Source organism: Microbulbifer yueqingensis (genome assembly GCF_900100355.1).
Classification (GTDB): Bacteria; Pseudomonadota; Gammaproteobacteria; order Pseudomonadales; family Cellvibrionaceae; genus Microbulbifer; species Microbulbifer yueqingensis.
This window is the reverse complement of record NZ_FNFH01000003.1, coordinates 154,767-176,251: the sequence shown is the minus strand read 5'-3', so window position 1 is coordinate 176,251 and position 21,485 is coordinate 154,767. Positions and strand designations below refer to the sequence as shown.

17 protein-coding genes are annotated in these 21,485 nt (G+C 64.0%); 12 read left to right on the top strand and 5 right to left on the bottom strand.

What is annotated here, in order from left to right:
• Positions 1-7: 7 nt before the first annotated feature.
• Positions 8-289, top strand: a complete 282-nt coding sequence (gene tusB / locus BLT26_RS07975; RefSeq protein WP_091511709.1) for a sulfurtransferase complex subunit TusB — start codon at positions 8-10, stop codon at positions 287-289.
• The gene (locus tag BLT26_RS07970; protein WP_091511706.1) at positions 289-624 is read left to right on the top strand and encodes a TusE/DsrC/DsvC family sulfur relay protein; all 336 of its coding nucleotides are present in this window, start codon (positions 289-291) and stop codon (positions 622-624) included. The genes tusB and BLT26_RS07970 overlap by 1 nt, the downstream gene beginning before the upstream one ends.
• Before the next feature lie 31 nt (positions 625-655).
• On the opposite strand, the gene BLT26_RS07965 is transcribed toward BLT26_RS07970, so the two are convergent.
• Positions 656-1,060: a secondary thiamine-phosphate synthase enzyme YjbQ gene (locus BLT26_RS07965; RefSeq protein ID WP_091511702.1), complete on the bottom strand. Its 405-nt coding sequence runs from the start codon at positions 1,058-1,060 to the stop codon at positions 656-658.
• A gap of 156 nt (positions 1,061-1,216) precedes the next feature.
• Here BLT26_RS07965 and trmA point away from each other — a divergent pair, with 156 nt between their 5' ends.
• On the top strand, positions 1,217-2,305 hold the full coding sequence (gene trmA, locus BLT26_RS07960; protein WP_091511700.1) for a tRNA (uridine(54)-C5)-methyltransferase TrmA: 1,089 nt from the start codon (positions 1,217-1,219) through the stop codon (positions 2,303-2,305).
• Between the two features lie 29 nt (positions 2,306-2,334).
• Here the strand turns inward: trmA and BLT26_RS07955 are convergent, their stop codons facing one another.
• Genes BLT26_RS07955 through BLT26_RS07945 form a run of 3 tightly spaced genes read right to left on the bottom strand, consistent with a single transcriptional unit; the run spans position 2,335 to position 5,192 of the window.
• The gene (locus BLT26_RS07955) at positions 2,335-2,799 is read right to left on the bottom strand and encodes a DUF2489 domain-containing protein (RefSeq protein ID WP_091511697.1); all 465 of its coding nucleotides are present in this window, start codon (positions 2,797-2,799) and stop codon (positions 2,335-2,337) included.
• Between the two features lie 11 nt (positions 2,800-2,810).
• Entirely contained in the window at positions 2,811-3,743 is a 933-nt protein-coding gene (locus BLT26_RS07950) for an AEC family transporter (RefSeq protein WP_091511694.1), read from the bottom strand.
• A gap of 6 nt (positions 3,744-3,749) precedes the next feature.
• Entirely contained in the window at positions 3,750-5,192 is a 1,443-nt protein-coding gene (locus BLT26_RS07945) for a DNA recombination protein RmuC (protein ID WP_091511692.1), read from the bottom strand.
• 133 nt (positions 5,193-5,325) lie between these two features.
• On the opposite strand from BLT26_RS07945, the gene murI reads away from it, so the two are divergent.
• The 7 genes from murI (at position 5,326) to BLT26_RS07910 (ending at position 16,090) form a co-directional block, all read left to right on the top strand.
• Complete coding sequence (gene murI, locus BLT26_RS07940) at positions 5,326-6,210, top strand: glutamate racemase (RefSeq protein ID WP_091511689.1); 885 nt, start codon at positions 5,326-5,328, stop codon at positions 6,208-6,210.
• A gap of 21 nt (positions 6,211-6,231) precedes the next feature.
• Entirely contained in the window at positions 6,232-8,988 is a 2,757-nt protein-coding gene (locus BLT26_RS07935; protein WP_091511688.1) for a PD-(D/E)XK nuclease family protein, read from the top strand.
• A 2-nt stretch (positions 8,989-8,990) separates the two neighbouring features.
• Entirely contained in the window at positions 8,991-12,470 is a 3,480-nt protein-coding gene (locus BLT26_RS07930; RefSeq protein ID WP_091511685.1) for a UvrD-helicase domain-containing protein, read from the top strand.
• 160 nt (positions 12,471-12,630) lie between these two features.
• Positions 12,631-13,707: a 3-deoxy-7-phosphoheptulonate synthase gene (locus BLT26_RS07925; RefSeq protein ID WP_091511684.1), complete on the top strand. Its 1,077-nt coding sequence runs from the start codon at positions 12,631-12,633 to the stop codon at positions 13,705-13,707.
• A 199-nt stretch (positions 13,708-13,906) separates the two neighbouring features.
• Positions 13,907-14,362, top strand: a complete 456-nt coding sequence (gene trxC, locus BLT26_RS07920; protein ID WP_091511682.1) for a thioredoxin TrxC — start codon at positions 13,907-13,909, stop codon at positions 14,360-14,362.
• A gap of 139 nt (positions 14,363-14,501) precedes the next feature.
• On the top strand, positions 14,502-14,639 hold the full coding sequence (locus tag BLT26_RS07915; protein WP_091511679.1) for a DUF3096 domain-containing protein: 138 nt from the start codon (positions 14,502-14,504) through the stop codon (positions 14,637-14,639).
• 458 nt (positions 14,640-15,097) lie between these two features.
• Positions 15,098-16,090 (top strand): endo alpha-1,4 polygalactosaminidase, encoded by a 993-nt coding sequence (locus BLT26_RS07910; protein WP_139169449.1) that lies wholly within the window; start codon positions 15,098-15,100, stop codon positions 16,088-16,090.
• Positions 16,091-16,181: 91 nt separating this feature from the next.
• Here BLT26_RS07910 and nfuA read toward each other — a convergent pair whose 3' ends face one another.
• Complete coding sequence (gene nfuA / locus BLT26_RS07905) at positions 16,182-16,784, bottom strand: Fe-S biogenesis protein NfuA (RefSeq protein ID WP_091511675.1); 603 nt, start codon at positions 16,782-16,784, stop codon at positions 16,182-16,184.
• A 239-nt stretch (positions 16,785-17,023) separates the two neighbouring features.
• On the opposite strand from nfuA, the gene metH reads away from it, so the two are divergent.
• Both metH and BLT26_RS07895 read left to right on the top strand, forming a co-directional pair.
• Positions 17,024-20,719 (top strand): methionine synthase, encoded by a 3,696-nt coding sequence (gene metH / locus BLT26_RS07900; protein ID WP_091511672.1) that lies wholly within the window; start codon positions 17,024-17,026, stop codon positions 20,717-20,719.
• Positions 20,720-20,732: 13 nt separating this feature from the next.
• Positions 20,733-20,978: a DUF2970 domain-containing protein gene (locus BLT26_RS07895; RefSeq protein ID WP_091511670.1), complete on the top strand. Its 246-nt coding sequence runs from the start codon at positions 20,733-20,735 to the stop codon at positions 20,976-20,978.
• Positions 20,979-21,485 lie beyond the last annotated feature (507 nt).

The following is a 21,485-nucleotide window of genomic DNA, read 5'->3' as shown; positions in this document are numbered from 1 at the left end:
CAAGCTTATGAGCCTGCATATCGTCAGTAAGTCCCCTTTCTCCAGCACCGCCCTCGCGGACTGCCTTGCCGCCTTCTCCGAGGGCGATGCCCTGTTGCTGATAGAGGACGGCGTCTATGCCCTGAGCGGGCGCATGAGCGAGAGCCCCGCCGTGCGACCGGTCTACTGCCTGGAATCCGACGCCCGCGCCCGCGGCCTCGAGATCCCGGGGGCCGTCGAGGCAATCGACGACGCCCGCTGGGTCGCCCTGTGCACGGAACACAACCCCATCGTCAGCTGGTTCAAGTGATGAGCAATATTTCTGTGGAAGGGCGGGAGATCCCGCTGGACAAAGAGGGCTTCCTGCGCAACCTGGACGACTGGAGCCCGGCAGTCGCCGACGCCCTGGCCAAGGCCGAGGGCATAGAACTGACCGATGCCCACTGGGAAATCATCGAGCTCCTGCGTGACTTCTACCACGAGTTCGAGCTTTCGCCCGCCATGCGCCCCCTGGTGAAGTACGTTGGCCTGCAGCTGGGCAGCGACAAGGGCCGCAGCATCTACCTGATGAAGCTCTTTCCCGGTAGCCCCGCCAAGGTCGGCAGCAGGATAGCCGGCCTGCCAAAGCCCACCAACTGCCTCTGACCCGCACAGTGCGCCCGCGCCACAGGGACGCCTAGACGTGCAGGATTACCCGCCGGCGCCCCCGGTGGTGGCGGTGTTCCCACAGGTAAATGCCCTGCCAGGTACCCAGCATCAATCGCCCATCTTTGACCGGCACTGACAGGCTGGTGGCGGTCAATGCCGCCTTGATATGGGCTGGCATATCGTCGGGCCCCTCCAGCGTATGGGTATAGATCTGGTCATTTTCCGGCACCAGCCTGTTGAGCCAGTTCTCCAGGTCGTGCCGCGCCGATGGATCGGCGTTTTCCTGGATCAGCAGGCTGGCCGAGGTGTGCTGGATGAAGAGGGTGCAGAGCCCCTCTGTTACGCCCTGCCCCGCCAGCCAGCGCTCTACTTCACCGGTAAATTCATGCAGCCCCTGGCCGCTGACTGAAACTTCCACCTGCCCCACCGGCATGGCTAACCTCCTGACTGGTATTCCCGGGCGAGAGATTCTCGCCAGTGACCTTATCCTGCTATCGCGGAATTATGGGATTATACGGCGGTGCCACAGCCCGTTATAATCCGCGGCCTCTGAATTCCCGACATACGTCCCTGCAAGACTGGATTTCCCATGGCCCTGCACCGAGTGAACCCCGAAGACTACAGCCAACAGCTACAGCAGAAAGCCGCCCGGCTGTGCGAGCGCTTCCGGGAATATACTGACCTGGAGCCGGAGGTCTTCCCATCGCCGCCCAGCCACTACCGCCTGCGGGCCGAGTTCAAGGTATGGCAGGAAAAAGGCAAGGCCCACTATGCCATGTACCGCCAGGGCGAATACAAGCAGCCGTTTATCATCGAGGAATTCACCGTAGGCTCGGAGCTGATGAACCGGCTGATGCCACAGGTGCTGGAGGCGGTGAATGCCAGTGAAGTGCTGCGCAGGCGCCTGTTCTCGGCGGAATTCCTCACCACCCTGGACGGCGATGCGCTGGTGACGCTCATTTACCACAAGAAGCTGGACGAAGAGTGGGAGCGCGAGGCGCGGGCACTGCAGGACAGGCTCGGCTTTCCGGTACTGGGCCGCTCGCGCAAGCAGAAGCTGGTGCTGGAGCGGGACTACGTCATCGAGCGGCTCCAGATCGGCGACAGGACCTATGAGTACAAGCAGGTGGAGGGCAGCTTTACCCAGCCCAATGGCGAGATCTGCCGGGCCATGATCGGCTGGGCCAAGGATGCCTGCCAGGACAGCGAGGGCGACCTGCTGGAGCTCTACTGCGGCAATGGCAACTTCACCATCCCCCTCTGCGAGCACTTTGACAAGGCCCTGGCCACGGAGATATCCAAGGTCTCCGTCGCCTCCGCGCAGGAAAATATCCGGGCCAACGGCATTACCAACCTCGATATTGTGCGGCTCTCCAGCGAGGAATTCACCCAGGCCATCGACCGGGTGCGCCCCTTCCGGCGCCTGCGGGATATTGACCTGGACAGCTACGATTTCTCCACCGTGCTCGTTGACCCGCCGCGCGCGGGCCTGGATGCCGATACCTGTGCCATGGTGGCGCGCTTCCCGCGTATCCTGTACATCTCCTGCAACCCGGATACCCAGCTGGATAACCTGGCGGAGCTGAGCAAGACCCATCGCATCGAGCGCTTTGCCCTCTTCGACCAGTTCCCGTATACCGACCATACGGAAACCGGGCTGCTGCTGGTACGCCGCTAGGCCAGGCAGGGCAGCCGTAAGGCGTTACCCTAGAACCGGCGGCCGAGGATGCGCTGCGCCGCGTCAAGGGCGAAATCCCGGTACTCAGTTTCCAGCGCCGCCATCTCCTTCTCGAACCTGAAGCGTTCCTTGGGTGAAAGCTTTTTCCACTCCTGCAGGATCGGGATATGGGCGGCCTTGTCGGCGACGGTATAGAAGGCCACGAATTCCTCCTTTACTCCCGCCTCCACCTGTAGCGCGTCCAGCAGCACCCGGATACGGATCGAGGCCTCGGTCAGGCCGACGCCCTCGTCCAGCAGGGTGCGCGCGATGATCTGGATACTGTCGTTGACGCGCTGGCGCTGATCTTCGGCGGCCCGCTCCAGTTCCTCCAGCTGCTGCTTCTGTGCCCGCGTGGCCAGCTGCAGGCGACGCAGGTACCAGCCCGCCACCGCGGCCAGCGCAAAAACAATCAGCGCTGCCACTACCAGCAGCCAGGTCGGGAAAACGGACATAACAACCTCTTCTAGGACAGGATGGACTCCAGCACTACCAGCCCCAGGCTGGCGGTGATGATGGAGAGCAGTGTACTGAGGGCAACGATATTTGCAGCCAGCCGGCTGTTGCCCCCGAGCGCGCGCGCCATGATAAACGAAACCGTCGCCGTCGGCGCAGCCGCCATCAGGAACAGCACCCCGAGCGACTGCCCCGGCAGGCCCACCAGCCAGCCGCACGCCAGCAGTACCACTGGCACCAGTACCAGCTTGAACATTGAGGCCCCGACCGCCGCCAGCGAACTGCGCTGCAACCGGCCCAGGTCCAGGCTGGCCCCGATACACAACAGGGCCAGCGGCAGCGTGATGGAAGCCAGGTAATCACCGGTCTGCAGGAGTATCTCCGGCAACCGCAGCCCCAGCTCGCGGCAAGCCAGCGCCAGCACAATGGCGATAATCAGGGGGTTTTGCCCTATCTCGCGCAACAGCCGGGACCAGCTGAAACGGGTTTCCTGGCGGTAGGCCGCGAACAGTGACACTGCGGCCAGGTTATAGAGAATGGTGACCACTGCCATCAGCAGCGCCGCCTGGGCCAGGCCGCTGCTGCCATAGGCGTTCAGTGCCCATGCGAGCCCGATGATGCCCAGGTTGCCGCGGAACGCGCCCTGGATAAACGCACTGCGATCGCCCCGCTCCAGCGGCCGCGCCGCCAGCCAGGCCAACGGCATGGTCAACAGGGTGCCGACCGCGCCCGCCAGCAGCAGCGGCCACTGCTCGGCCAGCTCGGCTTTGGAAGTGAAAATACTGGTGAACAGCAGCACCGGCAGTGTGACCAGGTATACCAGCCGCGACGCATCGTCCACGAAGGACTCCCGCAACAGGCCAACCTTTACCAGGCCGTAGCCGATCAGCAGCGTCAGGAAAATGGGCCCGGTAACCGACAGCGCAAAGGCGAAGGTTTCCATGGGCGATCAGGTGCCTTCGGTCTCTGTTTCGGCAGCCTCTGTATCTTCCGTCGCCGGCTCCGGCAGCGCCGCCTGATGGGCATCGTTGGCCTTCTCGCGCAAACCGGTATCGATCTGCTTGCGGGTCTTGGCGCCCAGCTTGCGCAGGCTGTCGATCCGCTTCACCGCATTGCCGCGTCCACTGGCCAGGCGCTTGTAGGTCTGCTGGTAGGCGTCCTCGGTCTGGCGGATGCGGTTACCCAGCTCATCGAGCGACTCCAGTACCATGGCGAACTGGTCGTGCAGTTTGCCAGCCTCGGCCGCGATCTTCTCGGCGTTGCGGTTCTGCTTCTCGTAGCGCCAGATATTTTCCACCGTGCGCAGGGTCGCCATCAGGCTGGTGGGACTCACCAGCACGATGTGCCGGTCGTAGGCGTAGCGGAACAGCCCCGGATCCGCCTGCATGGCCAGCATGTAGGCCGCCTCGATGGGAACGAAAATGAATACAAAATCCAGTGAGCGCACACCCTCGAGCTGTTCATAGGCCTTCTTGTTCAGGCCGGCGATGTGCCCGCGCAAGGAATTCACATGCTGCTTCAGTGCCTGGGCCCGCTCCTCGTCGGTCTGCGCCGAGGCGTAGCGCTCGTAATCCACCAGCGAGACCTTGGCGTCGATGATGAGATCCTTGTTTTCCGGCAGGCGCACGATCACATCCGGCTGGCGCCGCTTGCCGTCGCTGGTAATCGTCACCTGGGTCTCATACTCGCGCCCCTTCTGCAGGCCGGACTCCTCCAGCAGGCGCTCCAGCACCACCTCGCCCCAGTTGCCCTGCACCTTGCTGTCGCCCTTCAGGGCCGAGGTCAGGTTCAGGGCCTCGTCGCTGATGCGCTGGGTCTGCTCCCGCAGGGCCTTGATCTGCCCCAGCAGGGAGTTACGTTCCGCGTTCTCGCGGTCATACACGTGCTCCACCCGCTTGCGGAAATCCCCCAGCTGGCGCTCGAGCGGATCCAGGCTCTTGCGCAGGCTGTCTTCACTGCGGCGCACGAAGGCCTGCTGTTTTTCCTCGAAGATCCGGTTGGCGAGGTTTTCGAACTGCTCCGCCATGGCCTTGCGCGTCTGTTCCAGCAACTGGCGCTGCTCGGCCAGGGCAGCCTCGCTCTTTTCCACCAGGACCTGGCTGCGGGTCAGGCGCTGGGCCTTGTCTGCCAGCTCGGCCCGCAACTTCTCCAGTTCCGTCGCCAGCTGCGACTCGCGCTCGCGGCTGCCCTCGAGCCGCGCCTGGGCTATCCCCAGCTCGTTGCGACAGGCTTCGAGCTCAGTGCGCCGCGCCTCCATATCCGCAAGCAGCGCATCCGCGCGGCGCCGTGGCCCGCGACGGCCGATTACGGCCACCGCGGTGAGCAGCACCACCACGGCCATTACCGCAGCCGCGGCCTGCTCGATGGTTACCTGGAGGGGAAAGATTTCCATAGGTGTTCCTGGATGTCCTGTTACGGCCTCTGTTGCGACCCGAGTGTCGTGGCCTGTGCGCGCCTCAACCGGGGCCCGTGGGCATTCTCCGGGCCGGTAATTTGGTATGCTTTCCGCAAAGCAAACCTGAGTGATGCAATTGGTAGACGCGCATTCTAACAAGGCGGGCGATCGGCCCCCAAGTGCATTGATATTTGACTCCGGGGTGGGAGCCATCAGCATCGCACGGGAGATCCGTGCACTGCTGCCGGGCCTCACCCTGCACTTTGGCGTGGACAATGGCTTCTTCCCCTACGGCGACAAGACCGAGGAACAGCTGCGACCGCGCATCGTCACCTGTGCCAGCGCCATGATGCACCAGAGTCACGCCGACATTCTCGTCGTGGGCTGCAATACTGCCAGCACCCTCGCCCTGCCCGAATTGCGCGCAGCCCTGGGACAGCCGGTGGTAGGAGTGGTGCCCGCGGTAAAGCCGGCGGCCCGCGCCAGCCGCACCGGCACCATCGCGCTGGTGGCCACCGAGGGGACCGTCAATCGCGACTACACCCGCGGACTGATCCGCGATTACGCCAACGGTGCCCGCGTGATCAACGTGCCCGCTCCCGAGCTGGTGCGCCTGGCCGAGGCAAAGCTCCGCGGCGAGACGATTACCCGTGACCAGCTGGCCCCTGTACTGGCTCGTATCTTCGACACTCCCGGCGGGGACGAGGTGGACACTGTTGTCCTGGCCTGCACGCACTTCCCCCTGCTGCGGGAGGACCTGGACCGCTACGCCCCGCGCCCGGTAGAGTGGCTGGATTCCGGTGCCGCCATCGCCCGGCGTGTGGCCTGGTGGCTCGGGGAGCTTGGCATTGACCTGCCGGCAACGGCCAGTACGGGCGCGCTGCTGGCCACTGCGCCCGACGGTGAAAATGCAATCGCCGGCGCTTTCGGCGAATTCCCGCTGCGCGCATTAGAGGTCACCGGCGATCCCGCTGCGCGGTCGAGCGGGCAGAAACCGCGACATAACCACAAATAAACCACCGGTCGGGGACCCATCATGTTGCAACCGGCTTTTCCCGCGTTGGAAATCCTCGCGCAGTTGCCCGAGGGCGGGCTACTGCTGACGCCCAATAACCGCCTGCGCAACCGCTGCCGGCAGGTTTACGCGGCGGCGCGTGGCGAACAGCGGAACTGGGCCCCGCCGCCAGTCGAGTCGCTGGGAGGCTGGCTGGAGCGAAACTGGTTCCAGCTGCAGCAGCGGAGCTGGCGGCCCTCCTGGCAACCGGTGCTCAACGCCGAGCAGCGGCAACTGCTGTGGCAGCGGGCCCTGGACCGGACACTCGACCGACAGCTGCTCAACAGTGCCCAGCTCTGCCGGGACGCGGACAGCGCCCTGTCACAGCTGATCCAGTGGCGCCTGCTCGACATGCACCAACTGGAGGGCGAGGCACTGGAAGAGGCGCTGGCCGCACCACTGCAACAGTTCGCCCTGGACCGGAGTGAATTCCCGCTGTTTGACATGATCGCCGCCTTCATGGGGGAGCTCCGCGAGCAGGACGCCATCACCCCGGATATGCGCGACCTGCTGATTGCGCAGGCATTCGCAGGCGGCGAGCTCGTCACCCTCCCGTGCATTGCCATGGCGGGCTTCGCCCAGGTGTCGCCGCTGGCCCGGCATATCATCGATACCGCAGCCACTGTCGTGGACCGGCATCCAGTGTCGCGCCGCGACAGCCTGGTGCAGGTTGCGGCGTGCGACAACCTCGAAGAGGAGCTCTACAGCGCCGCCTGTTGGGCGGCCGGACTGCTAGAACGGGACCAGCACGCAAGCCTCGGGATTGTGGTGAACAATCTCGGCCAGTGCCGCAGCCAGGTGGAAACCATCTTTACGCGAGTGCTGGAACCCCAGCTGCTGGACCCGGCACAGCCGCGCTATACCCTGCCATTCAACTTCTCCGCCGGTACTCCCCTGGCGCAAACACCGGTGGGGTCCGGCGCCCTGCAACTCCTCGAGCTACTGCGCGACCAGTGGGACTACTCCCAGCTGCGCAACCTGCTGTTCAGCCCCTACTGGGGCCACGCCCCGGCCGGTGTACAGACTGGCGAGGACGTCGACGACGCCGGTGAGCTGGCGCTGCGCAGTGCCCTGTTCCGCCAACTGCAGAAACGCGAACTGTCCCAGGTGAGCGGCGACACCCTGCGCTACTGCGCCGAGCAACTGGCCGAGCGACTGGAACTGGTACAACCGGTCCTGCCCCGCCAGCTGGAGGCGGTGGGCGACTGGGCCCGCCGCTGGCAGAAAGCGCCGGCGGAAGTCTGGGCCGAGCGATTTGCCAGGGTATTGGCGACACTCGGCTGGCCCGGGCCGCGCAATCCCGACAGCCAGGAGTACCAGCAACTGGGCCTGTGGGAAAGGGTGCTCGAGGAACTGGCGGCCCTGTCCGGCTTTACCGGCACCCTCACCCTCAACCAGGCCCTGCAGCACCTGCGCCGCATCGCCAGCCGCACGCCGTTCCAGGCCGAGACGCGCGACGGCCCCGTACAGATCCTGGGGGTGCTGGAGGCAGGCGCCCTTTCTTTTGATCACCTGCGCCTGGTGGGCTTCGGCCAGCAACAGTGGCCCCCGGCCCCGGCGCCAAACCCGCTGCTGCCGGTGCAGTGGCAGAAGCACTGGCAGATGCCGCGAGCGAGTGCCGAGCGTGAGCTGGAGCTTGCCCGTGAACTTACAGCCGACCTGCTGGGGGCCAGCAAAGACGTCACCGTGAGCTTCGCCCGGGAGGCCGACGGTGTCGAACAGGGGCTGAGCGCCCTGTTCAGCGACGCTGCCGCAACCGCCGGGGAGGCTCGGATGGCGTCTGGGGCCCACGCTATCGGGAGCTTTTATCTACAGGTGCAACAGTCTGCCAGGCTGGATACCGTCCCTGACCCCAGCTTCCCCCCGCTGCACCCGGATGAGTGCGCGCCCGTGCGCGGCGGCTCCGGCGTACTCAAGGCGCAGGCGCTGTGCCCGCTGAATGCCCAGCTGCGCTACCGGCTGGGCGCGGCGGTTTTCAATGCACCCACGCTCGGCCTCAATCCCGCCGAGCGCGGCAAGCTGATGCACGAGGCACTGGCCGAATTCTGGCAGCGCTGCGGAGATTCCAGCCGGCTGCACAACCTGGCCGGAGAGGAGCTGCAGGACACCATCACCACTTCCGTGACAGAAGCGATTCGCTCGGCACGCAAATACCAGTCTCACCTGCCGGAGGGCTTCTGGCAGCTCGAGCAGCAGCGCCTCGAACGCCTGGTTGGCCAGTGGCTCGACCTGGAAAAAACACGGCCCGCCTTCGCCGTGGCAGCTACCGAGTTCCAGCAACCGACCGAGATCGGCGGGCTCCGCTTTGAGCTGCGACTGGACCGCCTCGATCGCCTGCCCGATGGCACCGCCATGGTCATCGATTACAAAAGCCGGCAGCCCTCCATCAAGGACTGGCAGCAACCACGGCTGCGCGAACCCCAGCTTCCCATGTATGCCCTCGCCCGGCCGGAAGCCCGGGCCATCGCCTTCGGCCAGGTGCGTTTCGGCGAGTGCAGCTGGAGCGGCACCGGTGAGCTGGAACAGCCCATCAAGGGGATCAAGGCGGTGGGCGACCTGGAGAAGGACGGGCCTTTTGGAAACTGGGCCCAACTGGTCGAGCACTGGCAGGAGAGCCTCGAAATGCTCGCCACCGAATACCGCACCGGCCACGCCACGCTGCAGTTCGACCGCATCAAAAGCGATAACGATGAGAATCTCTGGCCCCTCAACCGCTGGCCGGAGCGGGAGCAGTCCTGACCATGAATGAATTTGTCTCTACCCCCGAAGCGGGTTCCAGGCCTGCCGTCAGCCAGCCGGCCGACGCCGACGCGCGCGCAGCGGCACTGGATATCGGCCGCAGCTTTGCCGTATCCGCCCCGGCCGGCTCGGGCAAGACCGGCCTGCTCACCCAACGGGTGCTGAAGCTGCTGGCGCACTGCCGCCAGCCGGAAGAGGTGCTGGCGATTACCTTTACCCGCAAGGCAGCCGGCGAGATGCGCGAGCGCCTGCTGAAGGCACTCTTGCAGGCGCGCGACCGGCCGCGGCCGCAGAATCCCCACGAGGCGGTGACCTGGGACCTGGCCCGCCAGTTACTGGAACAGGACCGGCGCCACAACTGGCAGCTGCTGCAGGCACCCCAGCGCCTGCGCTTCCAGACCATCGACGGCCTCTGTCGCAGCCTCGCCAGCCAGCTGCCCATCGACAGCGGGCTGGGGGCGCCGGGAGAGCCCCTCGAGGAACCACAGCTCGCTTTCCGCATGGCGGTCTCCCGGCTGCTCGACGATCTCGCCAGCGAGAATCCCCCACCGTCACTGCTGCGGCTGCTGTTGCACCTGGACAATGACCTCGGCCAACTCGAGAAGCTGCTGCTGATGTTGCTGGAAAAGCGCGAGCAATGGCTGGGCCAGCTGCTGGATATCGGCCAGGGTGATCGCGACGACGCAAGGGAGTACTTTCACTTCGTGGTCGACGAGCTCATCCGGGAGAGACTGCAGCAACTGCACGCCGCGCTCGGCAGTGCGACCGGCGAACTGCTGGAGCTGGCCGATTACGCCGGCAGTAACCTGGCAAAAGATGACCCCGCCCATGCCCTGTGCAACTGTGCCGGCATCGTGTCAGTACCGCCGACAGAAATCAGCGGCCTGCCCACCTGGCTGGCGCTCACAGAGTTACTGGTGACCGGCAAGGGCGAGTGGCGCAAGGGTGGCGGGCTGAACAAGAAGCTCGGCTTTGTCTCCCCGGACAAGAAAGACCCCGATTACGATCGCGCACGCTCCTACAAGGCACGAATGAAGGACCTGCTGGCGGAGCTGGCGGGCGAGGACCAGTTGCTGGCCGCCGTCAACGAGGTGCGCCGCCTCCCCGCCGCCCTGCCTCGCGACCAGTGGCAATTGCTGGAAGCAATGGCAGAAGTATTGCCGCAGTTGGTGGCCCAGTTGAAGCTGGTGTTCCAGCAACTGGGGGCAACCGACTACACCGAGGTTGCCCAGGCGGCGCTCGTGGCACTCGGCGATACCGAGGCACCCACGGACCTCGCGCTGAAACTCGACCTGCAGGTGCAACATATCCTGGTGGACGAATTCCAGGATACCTCGCAGATGCAGCTGCGGCTGCTGGAAAAGCTCACCGCGGGCTGGCAGCCCGGCGACGGCCGCACCCTCTTTATCGTCGGTGACGGCATGCAGTCGTGTTACGGCTTCCGCAACGCCAATGTCGGTATCTTTCTCCAGGCGCGCGCACGGGGCATAGGCGAAGTCGGGCTGGTGCCACTGGACCTGCAGGTGAACTTCCGCTCGGACAACGCCGTGGTGGCGTGGGTCAATGAAACCTTCCGGCGGGCTTTCCCGGCGCAGGACAACATCGGCCGGGGCGCCGTGCGCTACCTGGACTCCATTGCTTTCCGCGACGACAGCTGGCCGGCATCGGCGGTGCAGTTCCACGGCTGCATCGACGACCCGGAGCGGGTCGCAGAAGCCGCGCGGGTAGCCGCCCTGGTAAAGGAACTGCGCACGAACGACCCCGGCGGGCGCATTGCGATCCTCGTGCGCAAGAAGAAGCACCTGGACCAGATACTTCCCGCCCTAAGTGAGAGCGGAGTCGCCTACCAGGCACCGGAGCTGGCGCCGCTGGCGAGCAAGATGGTCGTCCTCGACCTGCTTTCCCTGACCCGCGCCCTGCTCGATCCCAGTGACCGCCTCAGCTGGCTGGCGGTCTTGCGCGCGCCGTGGTGCGGGCTCGACTGGGCAGATTTGCTGGCAGTCGCAAACTGGGGCAATGAGAACCGCTCCGCCAGCGATGCCAGCGCCCGGCCTCTACTGCAAGCCATCGAACACCTTCAGGAAATCGGGCAAATCAGTGATGAAGGGCGCGAGCGGCTGGGTAAGGCCGGCAGGCTCTTGCTGGGTGCCTGGCAGGAGCGCGGACGCAAACCCCTGCGCCTGTGGATCGAGGGCCTGTGGCTCGCCCTGGGCGGGCCCGCCTGCGTCGCCCGGCCGGCTGACCTGGACAATGTGGAGGATTTCTTCCGCCTGCTGGAAAAGCACGACCAGGGCGGCACCATCGGCGACTGGCAGCAGTTCCAGCTGGCCCTGGAAAAACTCTTTGCCCGGCCCGGCCCGGATGCGGGCGTGCAGGTGATGACCATCCACAAGTCCAAGGGGCTGGAATTCGAGCACGTACTGATACCGGGACTGGACCAGGGAGGCAAACCCGGCGGCGACCAGCTGCTGCGCTGGTCAGAGTGGCTCAACAGTGAGGGCGAGAGTCGCTTCCTGCTCGCGCCGAAAAGCCCCCGCGGCGAGAGGGAGCCGCTGTTCGACTACCTGAAATATGACAACAGCGAGCGCGAGCGCCTCGAGGGGACCCGGCTGCTCTACGTGGGCTGCACGCGAGCGATCAGGTCACTGCACCTGCTGGCCTGCGTCGAGCGCGAGGAAAAGAAGCCCGGCTTCAAGTCACCGGGCAGCGCCGCGCTGCTTGCCGGGATCTGGCCCTCCCTGTCGGAATCCAGCGACTGGTGCCACTGGCTGGAGCCACGCGCGGAAAGCGTTGGCGACGAAGCCGGTCGCGCGGAGAAGCGGGACTATTTCCTGCGACTGCCCGGTGACTGGCAGGCCCCGGCGATACCGGTAATGGAATGGCTGGCGCCCTATCGCATGGCCGACTACCAGCCGCGGGAAACCGCCGAACCCAATATCCCCGAGCTCGGCCAGGTAACCCGGCGCTGGCTCCGCCATGCAGGCACGGTGGCCCACGAGACACTGGCAACCATCGCGGAGAGTGGCATCGAGCACTGGGACGATGCGCGGGTGCTGGAGCAGCGCCCCCTGTGGACCCTGCGCCTGCGCCAGCTGGGCCTTGTCGGCCAGGGCCTGGCGAAAGCGACAGACAAGGTCGAGCAGGCCATACGCAAAGCCCTCGCCTGCCCGAGCGGGCGCTGGCTGCTGGACAACCGGCACCGCGACTCGGCCTGCGAGCTCGAAATCCACAGTGGCCAGGGACAGCTGCGCCGTTACATTATCGACCGCACCTTCGTCGATGACGGCGGTTTGCGCTGGATAGTGGACTACAAGACCACCGAACCCGGCGAGGGCGAGGATCCGGAGGCGTTTATCGCCGCGCAGGTAGAGCGCTACCGCCCGCAGCTGGAGGGCTATCGCCGCCTTTTCTACGACCGCGGAGAGCGCAATATCCGCTGCGCCCTATACTTGCCTCTGCTGCAGCACCTGGAGAAGTTCTGACCAGCCAGGCTGGCATGGCCACGCGGGCAATGCGCATCCTAAGACATGGCATAAATTTGGTTTCACCTGAAACACTCGCCCTGCCTGCCGCCTGTTAGTAGGATATACCTTCTTTCACGGCCGCAGGGCGGCCAGGAATGGCAAGCGATAAGTGATACCAATGACCACACAGCAGTTCGACGACCTGAATGTCGTCTCCCAGGAAATCCTCATCAGTCCCGCGCAGCTCAAGACCGAGCTACCGGTCTCCGAAGCAGCCGAAACCACCGTGGCCGCCGGCCGTGCCGCGGTACGGGACATCCTCGATCGCAAGGACCACCGCCTGATGGTGGTGATCGGCCCCTGTTCCGTCCACGATGTCGATGCCGCCATCGATTACGCCACGCGCCTGAAAGAACTCGACGACAAGGTCTCCGATACCCTGCTGATCGTCATGCGCGTCTATTTCGAGAAGCCGCGCACCACTGTCGGCTGGAAGGGCCTGATCAACGACCCGTTCCTGAACGATTCCTTCAAGATCCAGGATGGCCTGCATATCGGTCGCAAGCTGTTGCGGGATATTGCCGAGCTGGGACTGCCCACCGCTACCGAGGCGCTGGACCCGATCTCGCCGCAGTACCTGCAGGACCTGATCTCCTGGTCTGCCATCGGCGCACGCACCACCGAATCCCAGACCCACCGCGAGATGGCTTCCGGCCTGTCCTCGGCGGTCGGCTTCAAGAACGGCACCGATGGCAGCCTCGACGTGGCCATCAATGCCCTGCAATCGACGGCCAACCCGCACCGCTTCCTGGGTATCAACAAGGACGGCCAGGTCGCCATCATCCACACTGCCGGCAACAAATACGGACACGTGGTGCTGCGCGGCGGCAATGAGAAACCGAACTACGACTCGGTGAGCGTGGCCATGTGCGAGCAGGAGCTGCAGAAAGCGGGACTGGTTCCAAACATCATGGTGGATTGCAGCCACGCCAACTCCAACAAGAACCATGAACTGCAGCCGCTGGTGGTGGAGAACGTTGCGCACCAGATCCTCGACGGCAACCAGTCGATCATCGGCATCATGGTGGAAAGTAACCTGAAGGCGGGCAACCAGAAGATTCCCGAGGACCTGGACAAGCTGGAGTACGGGCTGTCGGTCACCGACAAATGTATCGACTGGGAAACTACCGAATCCCTGTTACTGAAAATGGCTGAACAGCTGCGGGAACCGCTGAGGAAGCGCACCAGCGACTGACTACAGGGGTACATGGATGGCGGCACCGGCACAGCCCGTGCCGCCACCCTCCTCTGTCCCCGCCAATAGCCGGCTCACCGAACCGGTAGCAGTCCCTCCTTCACACAACTTTCCGCGCAACGCCGGATTCGGCCCCTCGCGTGACAGCAACCATTACACTGTTCCCTGCAGCCACGAGCAAAGTTCCGGGAGCTATCCCATGCCCGACAACTCCCCCGTAAAAATCACCTGTCCTGCATGCAGCGCCATTAACCGCATTCCCGCCGAGCGGCTCGGCGACCGTCCCCTGTGTGGAAAGTGCCGCGGTGCCCTGCTGCGCGGCGAGCCGCTGCAGGCGACAGACGGAGACTTCAACCGCCTGGTCCAGAACACCGACCTGCCGCTGGTGGTGGATTTCTGGGCGCCCTGGTGCGGCCCATGCCAGCAGTTTGCCCCGGTTTTCGCCCAGGTAGCGGCCGAAATGCCCACCCGGGCCGTCTTTATCAAGCTCGATACCGAGGCCAACCCGGCAACCGCCAACAAATACCAGATCCGCTCGATACCCACGTTGATGGTGCTCTACCGCGGGCATGAGATTACGCATCTTGCCGGGGCCCTGCCCCGCTCCCAGCTTCAGCAATGGCTGACGCAGCAACTGGCCGGGCTCGGCTTATAAGGCTCCAGGCGCGTGGTCCCCCGCACCAAACGAGCCTGTGTCCCCTGCGGGATTTCACGACCATGACGTGGTCCCTTGCTTCAGCCCTGAATCACCGTTTACCCTCACAGACGCATAAAAACACGAAGGGTTATCTGGTATGACATTACATCTCGAGCTTGCCCCGGTTCTCGCGCTATTGGCTGGCGTGGGCATCCTGATCATGCCCAAGCTGCTCAACTACATCGTTGCGGGTTACCTGATCGCTATCGGCCTGATCCAGATTCTCAATATTTAGGCTCGTCCCCGTTGCGCCGCGCCCGCTGTCACGAGGGCCGGCGCATACCGGCCACGGCAGCCCGGAGGACCTGCGCCAGGAGCGGAAACAAGGGCAGCAGAACCGATACCTGATCCTGCCATCAGGCAGGTAATTGGCACCATTTCCATCGCCGCCCCTCTCATGGCACTCAACGCTCCCTGCTGCCCTCCCAACTCTCCAGGTTGGGAGCAGCGCGCCAGACAGAAAGCCGCACTCAGCCTGGATTCGCCGGGACCGGTAGTGTGCGCAATGTCGCGCCACATCGTAGCCCGGCTGTTAACGTTGCAGGCAGCTATGATATCGAAACCGACAGGCCGGCCCTGGCACAAATCGGCGACGGATTGAGAGCGCCACCGGGAGCCGATATAAGAGCCGGAGAGAACGGTTACCTGCACGGAAGCACGCCCCCAAGGACCGGTACAGGGAGGAGAAAAAAATTGAATAGATACCTGGCACTGTTGCTGGCGCCGCTGCTATTGGTCGCCTGCGAGTTCGACGACCTGCCCGAACTCACCTTCCAGAGGGAGGTCCGCGACTTCCGCGCAGACATGCGCGAACTGGTGCGTGACATCGCCATATACGCCCGGGAGCGACGCGAGAATTTCATTGTCGTGCCGCAGGATGGCGTGGAGCTGGTCACCACTGATGGCCTGGCGACCGGGGCGCTGGAGATTGAATACCTCGACGCAGTGGATGGACTGGGCGCCCAGGGGGTGTTCTTCGGCGCAGCCGGGGTGGACCAGCCTACCCCAATCACCCAGACGGACCGCCTGATCGAGCTTATAGACCTGGCCGTGGAGACGGGCGAGTTTCCGGTACTGGTCACCGATTTCGCCAATAGCCGGCGGAATATCGACGAAGCCTACGACTCCATCGCCGAAGCCGGCTTCCTGCCGTTTGTCGCCCCGAACCGCGAGCTGGACACTGTGCCCGGTTTTCCCCTGGAGGTACCGGGTACCAACTTTGCTGATATCGACGACCTGGGACTTGCCCGAAACTTCCTCAACCTGGTCAATCCCAGGCTCTTTTCCACCCGTCAGGAATTCATCGATGCTCTGGTGCTCACCGACTACGACGTATTGATCCTGGATTTCTTCTTCAACGGCGAGCCCTTCACGGCGGCGCAGCTGCAACAGTTACGCTTCAAGCCCGGTGGCGGTCGCCGGCTGCTGCTGGCCTACCTGAGCATTGGCCAGGCAGAGAGCGACCGCTTCTACTGGCAGAACAGCTGGTTCAGCAACCCGCCGGTATGGCTGGTGGAGCAGGTCGCCGGCGATCCCACTAATTACCATGTACGCTACTGGGAGCCCGGCTGGCAGGCGATCCTGTTCGGTTCGCCCGACGCCTACCTGGATCGAATCCTGGATACAGCTTTCGATGGGGTGTTTCTCGACCATGTGGATGAGTACGAGTTCTTCGAGCGCAACTGACAGCTGGGGGCACGGACCGGCGCAACCTGCATAAAAAAAGCGAACCGGCATCGGTTCGCTTTTGTGGGAGTCCAGGCCGGGTCGCTGCCTGTCAGTAGTAAGCCTGGGACTTGTCGGTGTGGTCGGTGACGTCCTTGACTCCGGTCACCTCCGGCACCTTCTCCTTCAGCGTCTTCTCGACGCCCTCCTTCAGGGTCATATCCACCATGCCGCAGCCCTGGCAACCACCGCCAAACTGCAGCACCGCATAACCGTCCTCGGTGAACTCCACCAGACTCACCTGGCCGCCGTGGGCTGCCAGGCCCGGGTTGATGTCGTTGTACAGGACATAGTTGATGCGATCCTCGATGGGACTGTCATCGGTGATCTTGGGCATGCGGGAATTGGGCGCGCGGATGGTCAGCTGCCCGCCCATCTTGTCCGAGGAATAGTCCACCTTGGCCTCATCCAGGTAAGGCACGGACCGGCCTTCGAAATAGGCTTTCAAGCCGTCGAGCTCCATTACTACGTCGTCTTCCTGCTCCTCACCGGGACGGCAGTAAGCGATACAGGTCTCTGCATTCGGGGTGCCCGGGTTGGAAACAAACATGCGGATGGCGATGCCCTCGCAATCCTGCTTCTCCAGCAGCTCGCGCAGGTACTCCCGGGCCGGCTCCGTAATCGTGACGTTCAGCTCTGCAGGTTGTTGTGACATACAATCTCTCAAATAACCGAGTTTCCTTGTCGGGTATTTTACTCTCACTTGGACCGAAGTTAAACCGGCCCGCACATATCGTAAATAACCAGGCTGAACCCTTTAAGATCAAGCAGTTATAACGCACTGCATCCCTCGCAGAGCGATGCAGTGCGCGGCTGGCGTGTTAAACTTGCCGCCCTGAAATGACTCCCGGACCACTGTCATTCAGGTCCACCCGGAATACAAAGGAAGCTTCAATGTCCCAGCAGTCCCGCAGTCAACGCCTAAGCCAACTCCAGTCAGCGCTCGCAGAGCGCATCATCATCCTGGACGGCGGCATGGGCACCATGATCCAGCGGGAAAAGCTGCAGGAGGAAGATTTCCGCGGAGCGCGTTTCGCGGGCCATGAAGGCGACCTCAAGGGTAACAACGACCTGCTCAGCATTACCCGGCCCGACCTGATCGAGCGACTCCACCGGGACTACCTGGAGGCGGGCGCCGACATCATCGAGACCAACACCTTCAACTCCACCCGCCTGTCCCAGGCCGACTACGACCTGGAAGACCTGGTACCCGAGCTGAACCGCGCGGCCGCGGAACTGGCCCGGCGGGTGGCAGACGAAGTCGCTACAGCGGACCGCCCCCGCTGGGTGGCGGGCGTGCTGGGGCCGACCTCCCGCACCGCCAGTATCTCGCCGGACGTCAACGACCCCGGAGCGCGCAATGTCACCTTCGACCAGCTGGTGGACAACTATCGCGAGGCTGGCCGCGCCCTGGTCGAGGGTGGCAGTGACCTGATCCTGATCGAAACCATCTTCGATACCCTGAACGCCAAGGCAGCCATCTACGCTCTCCACAGCCTGTTCGACGACCTGGGCTACGAGCTGCCAATCATGATCTCGGGAACCATTACCGATGCTTCCGGCCGTACCCTGTCGGGCCAGACCACCGAGGCATTCTACAATTCCGTGGCCCACGCACGTCCACTCAGCGTCGGCCTGAACTGCGCCCTGGGTGCCACCGAGCTGCGCCCCTATATCGAGGCCCTGTCCGGGGTCTGCGCAGCCCATGTCTCCGCCCACCCGAACGCCGGCCTCCCCAACGAGTTCGGCGAATACGACGAGACGCCGGAGGAGACCGCCGCGATCGTGGCGGAATTCGCCCGCAGCGGTTTTATCAATATCCTCGGTGGCTGCTGCGGCACCACGCCGGAGCATATCGCGGCCATTGCCTCTGCGGTCGCCGGCACCGCCCCGCGCAGCCTCCCGGAGATCAAGCCCGCCTTGCGCCTGTCCGGCCTGGAACCCTTCACTGCGGATGAGAACTCCCTGTTCGTCAATGTGGGCGAACGCTGCAACGTGACCGGGTCGGCGCGATTCAAGCGCCTGGTCCTCGAGGAAGACTACGACACCGCGCTCGAGGTTGCCGCCCAGCAGGTGGAGGACGGGGCCCAGGTCATTGACGTCAACATGGACGAGGCAATGCTGGACTCGGTCGCCGCCATGCGCCGCTTCCTGAACCTGGCCGCTACCGAGCCGGAAATCGCCAAAGTGCCGTTTATGGTGGATTCCTCAAAGTGGGAAGTCATCGAGGCCGGCCTGCAATGCATCCAGGGCAAGCCGATCGTCAACTCCATCAGCCTCAAGGAGGGCGAGGAAGATTTTGTGGAGAAGGCCAGGCTGTGCCTGCGCTACGGCGCCGCGGTGGTGGTGATGGCATTCGACGAGAGCGGCCAGGCAGACACCTTCCAGCGCAAGCGGGAAATCTGCGAACGCAGTTACCGCATCCTGGTGGACCGGGTGGGCTTCAACCCCTCGGACATCATCTTCGACCCCAACATCTTTGCCGTCGCCACCGGGATCGACGAGCACAACAATTACGCGGTGGACTTTATCGAGGCCACCCGCTGGATCCGCGAGAACCTGCCCGGCGCCCAGGTCAGTGGCGGCGTCTCGAATGTGTCCTTCTCATTCCGCGGCAATAACCCGGTGCGCGAGGCTATCCATTCGGTGTTCCTCTACCACGCCATCAGGGCGGGCCTGAATATGGGCATCGTCAATGCGGGCCAGCTGGCGGTCTACGATGACCTGCCGGACGAACTGCGGGAGCATGTCGAGGACGTAATCCTGAACAAGCGCCTCGACGGCACCGAACGGCTACTGGAAATCGCCGAAAAATATCGCGGTGACGGTGGTGGCCAGGTCCGCAAGGAAGACCTGGGCTGGCGTGAGTGGCCGGTCAACAAGCGGCTCGCGCACGCACTGGTGAAGGGCATCACCACCTATATCACCGAGGACACCGAGGAGGCGCGCGAAGCCGCCAGCCGGCCACTGGATGTGATCGAGGGCCCGCTGATGGACGGTATGAATGTGGTCGGCGACCTGTTCGGAGAGGGCAAGATGTTCCTGCCCCAGGTGGTCAAGTCCGCGCGGGTCATGAAGCAGGCAGTGGCCTACCTGCAACCCTATATCGAGGCGGAGAAAACCGCGGACAGCAAACCCAATGGCCGTATCCTGATGGCCACGGTAAAGGGCGACGTACACGATATCGGCAAGAATATCGTCGGGGTGGTGCTGGCGTGCAACAACTTCGAGGTGATCGACCTCGGTGTCATGGTGCCCGCCGAAACCATCCTGCAAACCGCCCGGGAGAAGCACTGCGACATCATCGGCCTGTCCGGGCTGATCACCCCGTCCCTGGACGAGATGGTGCACGTGGCGGCGGAGATGGAGCGCCAGGGCTTTGACGTCCCGCTGCTGATCGGCGGCGCCACCACCTCCAAGGCGCACACGGCCGTGAAGATCGAGCCGGAGTTCAAGCGCAACCAGGTGGTCTATGTACCCGATGCCTCGCGCGCGGTGGGCGTGGCCAGTAACCTGCTGTCCGACGACCACCGCCCCAACTATGTGGCAGGAATTCGCGAGGAATACGAGAAGGTCCGCCACCGCACCGCCAACCGCAAGCGCAACGACAAGCGCCTGGGCTACGAGGAGGCCCTGGCGGCAGCCCCCCGCTTTGACTGGCAGGACTACACACCCGCCGTACCCCGGAAGCCGGGCGTTACCGTGATCGATGATTTCCCGCTGGAGAAGCTGGTGGATACCATCGACTGGACGCCCTTCTTCATCTCCTGGGACCTGGCCGGCAAGTACCCGGCCATCCTCAACGACGAGGTGGTGGGCGAGGCAGCAACCGACCTGTACAAGAATGCGCGCATGATGCTGCAGCAGATCATCGACCGGAAGCTGCTGCGCGCCCGCGCAGTGATTGGCCTGTGGCCGGCCAACAGCGACGGCGACGACATCATCGTCTACCAGGACGAGAGTCGCTCCCGCGAGCTGGCGCGGCTCCACCACATGCGCCAGCAGGTGCAGAAACGCGGTGGCGACGGCCTGTGCCGCTCGCTGGCCGATTTCGTCGCGCCCGTGGGCTCCGGTGTGGCCGACTATGTCGGCGGCTTCGCCGTTACCGCGGGTATCGGCGCCGACGAACTGGCAGCGGAATACGAGGCCGCCCATGACGACTACAACGCAATCATGGTCAAGGCGCTGGCCGACCGGCTGGCGGAGTCCTTCGCCGAGTGCCTGCACCGGCAGGTGCGTACCGACTACTGGGGCTATGCCGCGGAAGAATCACTGAGCAACGAGGAGCTGATCCGGGAGAAGTACCGCGGCATCCGCCCCGCCCCCGGCTACCCGGCATGCCCCGACCACACCGAGAAAGGCACGCTCTTCCGACTGCTGGATGCGGAGGAAAACGCCGGGGTCAGCCTCACCTCCCACTTCGCCATGATGCCGGCGGCGTCGGTGAGCGGCTGGTATTTCGCGCACCCGCAAGCCAAGTACTTCAATGTCGGCAAGATCGGTCGCGACCAGCTGGCGAGCCTGGCCGACCGGAAGGGAATGACTGAGCAGGAACTGGAGCGCTGGCTGCGCCCCAACCTCGAAGACTGAGCGGAGACAAGCGATGGATAAACAGCGGGAAGAGCGTACGGGTCAACCGGATGGCCCCACCGGGAAGGCACCCTCCTTCGGCCAGGTGGTGCTCAGCACCCTGGCCGCAGCCATCGGCGTGCAGAGCAACCGGAACCGGGAGCGGGACTTCCAGGGGGGCAGTATCAAGACCTACATTGCCGCCGGCATTATCTTCACCGCGCTGTTCGTGCTGACGCTGGTACTGGTGGTAAAAACCGTACTGGGCAGCATGGGCTGAGAGACCCGCCCTCGGCACACCGGTCAGGCACCGGCGCTCGCAGCGGAATCCCCGCAAACTTCGCGGGTGGTTTCAGGAAGGGGAACGACTCGCCCGGTACGGCAGGGACCCGGGCGGCGTGTTGGCGGGCGCTACTGGGACGCCACCCAGTACACGCAGGTCACCACAAAAATGGCCACCAGCGCCACGGCGGCGATAGCGTCGACAACATCGTCTTTATGATCAGATACAACAACTACTTCTTCACTCATCGGAATACTCCGTCTGCGCATTATTGTTATTACGGTAGCTGTGCCGTCATGCAACGGTGTCCCCAGTAGAGCAAATCCCCCACGGCAGCGCAAGCGTGTCGCGCACACCCCGGGCCGCCCGTAATCCCGGGCTGCACAGGGCGGCGCCCATATAACTAATAGTTACTGCGATAGCAAAAAATATTGTTATTTTTTGCATAAGCGCGCTGGTATGTTAAGCGCCATCGGAGAATCCGCGGAGCTCTACCCGCGCTTT

What these genes read in the sequence shown, in the direction of transcription:
- metH (WP_091511672.1), top strand. Translation starts at nt 17,024, where the DNA reads ATGTCCCAGCAGTCCCGCAGTCAACGCCTAAGCCAACTCCAGTCAGCG.
- BLT26_RS07950 (WP_091511694.1), bottom strand. Translation starts at nt 3,743, where the DNA reads ATGGAAACCTTCGCCTTTGCGCTGTCGGTTACCGGGCCCATTTTCCTG.
- BLT26_RS07930 (WP_091511685.1), top strand. Translation starts at nt 8,991, where the DNA reads ATGAATGAATTTGTCTCTACCCCCGAAGCGGGTTCCAGGCCTGCCGTC.
- nfuA (WP_091511675.1), bottom strand. Translation starts at nt 16,784, where the DNA reads ATGTCACAACAACCTGCAGAGCTGAACGTCACGATTACGGAGCCGGCC.
- trxC (WP_091511682.1), top strand. Translation starts at nt 13,907, where the DNA reads ATGCCCGACAACTCCCCCGTAAAAATCACCTGTCCTGCATGCAGCGCC.
- BLT26_RS07955 (WP_091511697.1), bottom strand. Translation starts at nt 2,799, where the DNA reads ATGTCCGTTTTCCCGACCTGGCTGCTGGTAGTGGCAGCGCTGATTGTT.
- BLT26_RS07965 (WP_091511702.1), bottom strand. Translation starts at nt 1,060, where the DNA reads ATGCCGGTGGGGCAGGTGGAAGTTTCAGTCAGCGGCCAGGGGCTGCAT.
- BLT26_RS07915 (WP_091511679.1), top strand. Translation starts at nt 14,502, where the DNA reads ATGACATTACATCTCGAGCTTGCCCCGGTTCTCGCGCTATTGGCTGGC.
- BLT26_RS07945 (WP_091511692.1), bottom strand. Translation starts at nt 5,192, where the DNA reads ATGGAAATCTTTCCCCTCCAGGTAACCATCGAGCAGGCCGCGGCTGCG.
- BLT26_RS07935 (WP_091511688.1), top strand. Translation starts at nt 6,232, where the DNA reads ATGTTGCAACCGGCTTTTCCCGCGTTGGAAATCCTCGCGCAGTTGCCC.
- BLT26_RS07925 (WP_091511684.1), top strand. Translation starts at nt 12,631, where the DNA reads ATGACCACACAGCAGTTCGACGACCTGAATGTCGTCTCCCAGGAAATC.
- BLT26_RS07895 (WP_091511670.1), top strand. Translation starts at nt 20,733, where the DNA reads ATGGATAAACAGCGGGAAGAGCGTACGGGTCAACCGGATGGCCCCACC.
- BLT26_RS07970 (WP_091511706.1), top strand. Translation starts at nt 289, where the DNA reads ATGAGCAATATTTCTGTGGAAGGGCGGGAGATCCCGCTGGACAAAGAG.
- trmA (WP_091511700.1), top strand. Translation starts at nt 1,217, where the DNA reads ATGGCCCTGCACCGAGTGAACCCCGAAGACTACAGCCAACAGCTACAG.
- murI (WP_091511689.1), top strand. Translation starts at nt 5,326, where the DNA reads ATGCAATTGGTAGACGCGCATTCTAACAAGGCGGGCGATCGGCCCCCA.
- tusB (WP_091511709.1), top strand. Translation starts at nt 8, where the DNA reads ATGAGCCTGCATATCGTCAGTAAGTCCCCTTTCTCCAGCACCGCCCTC.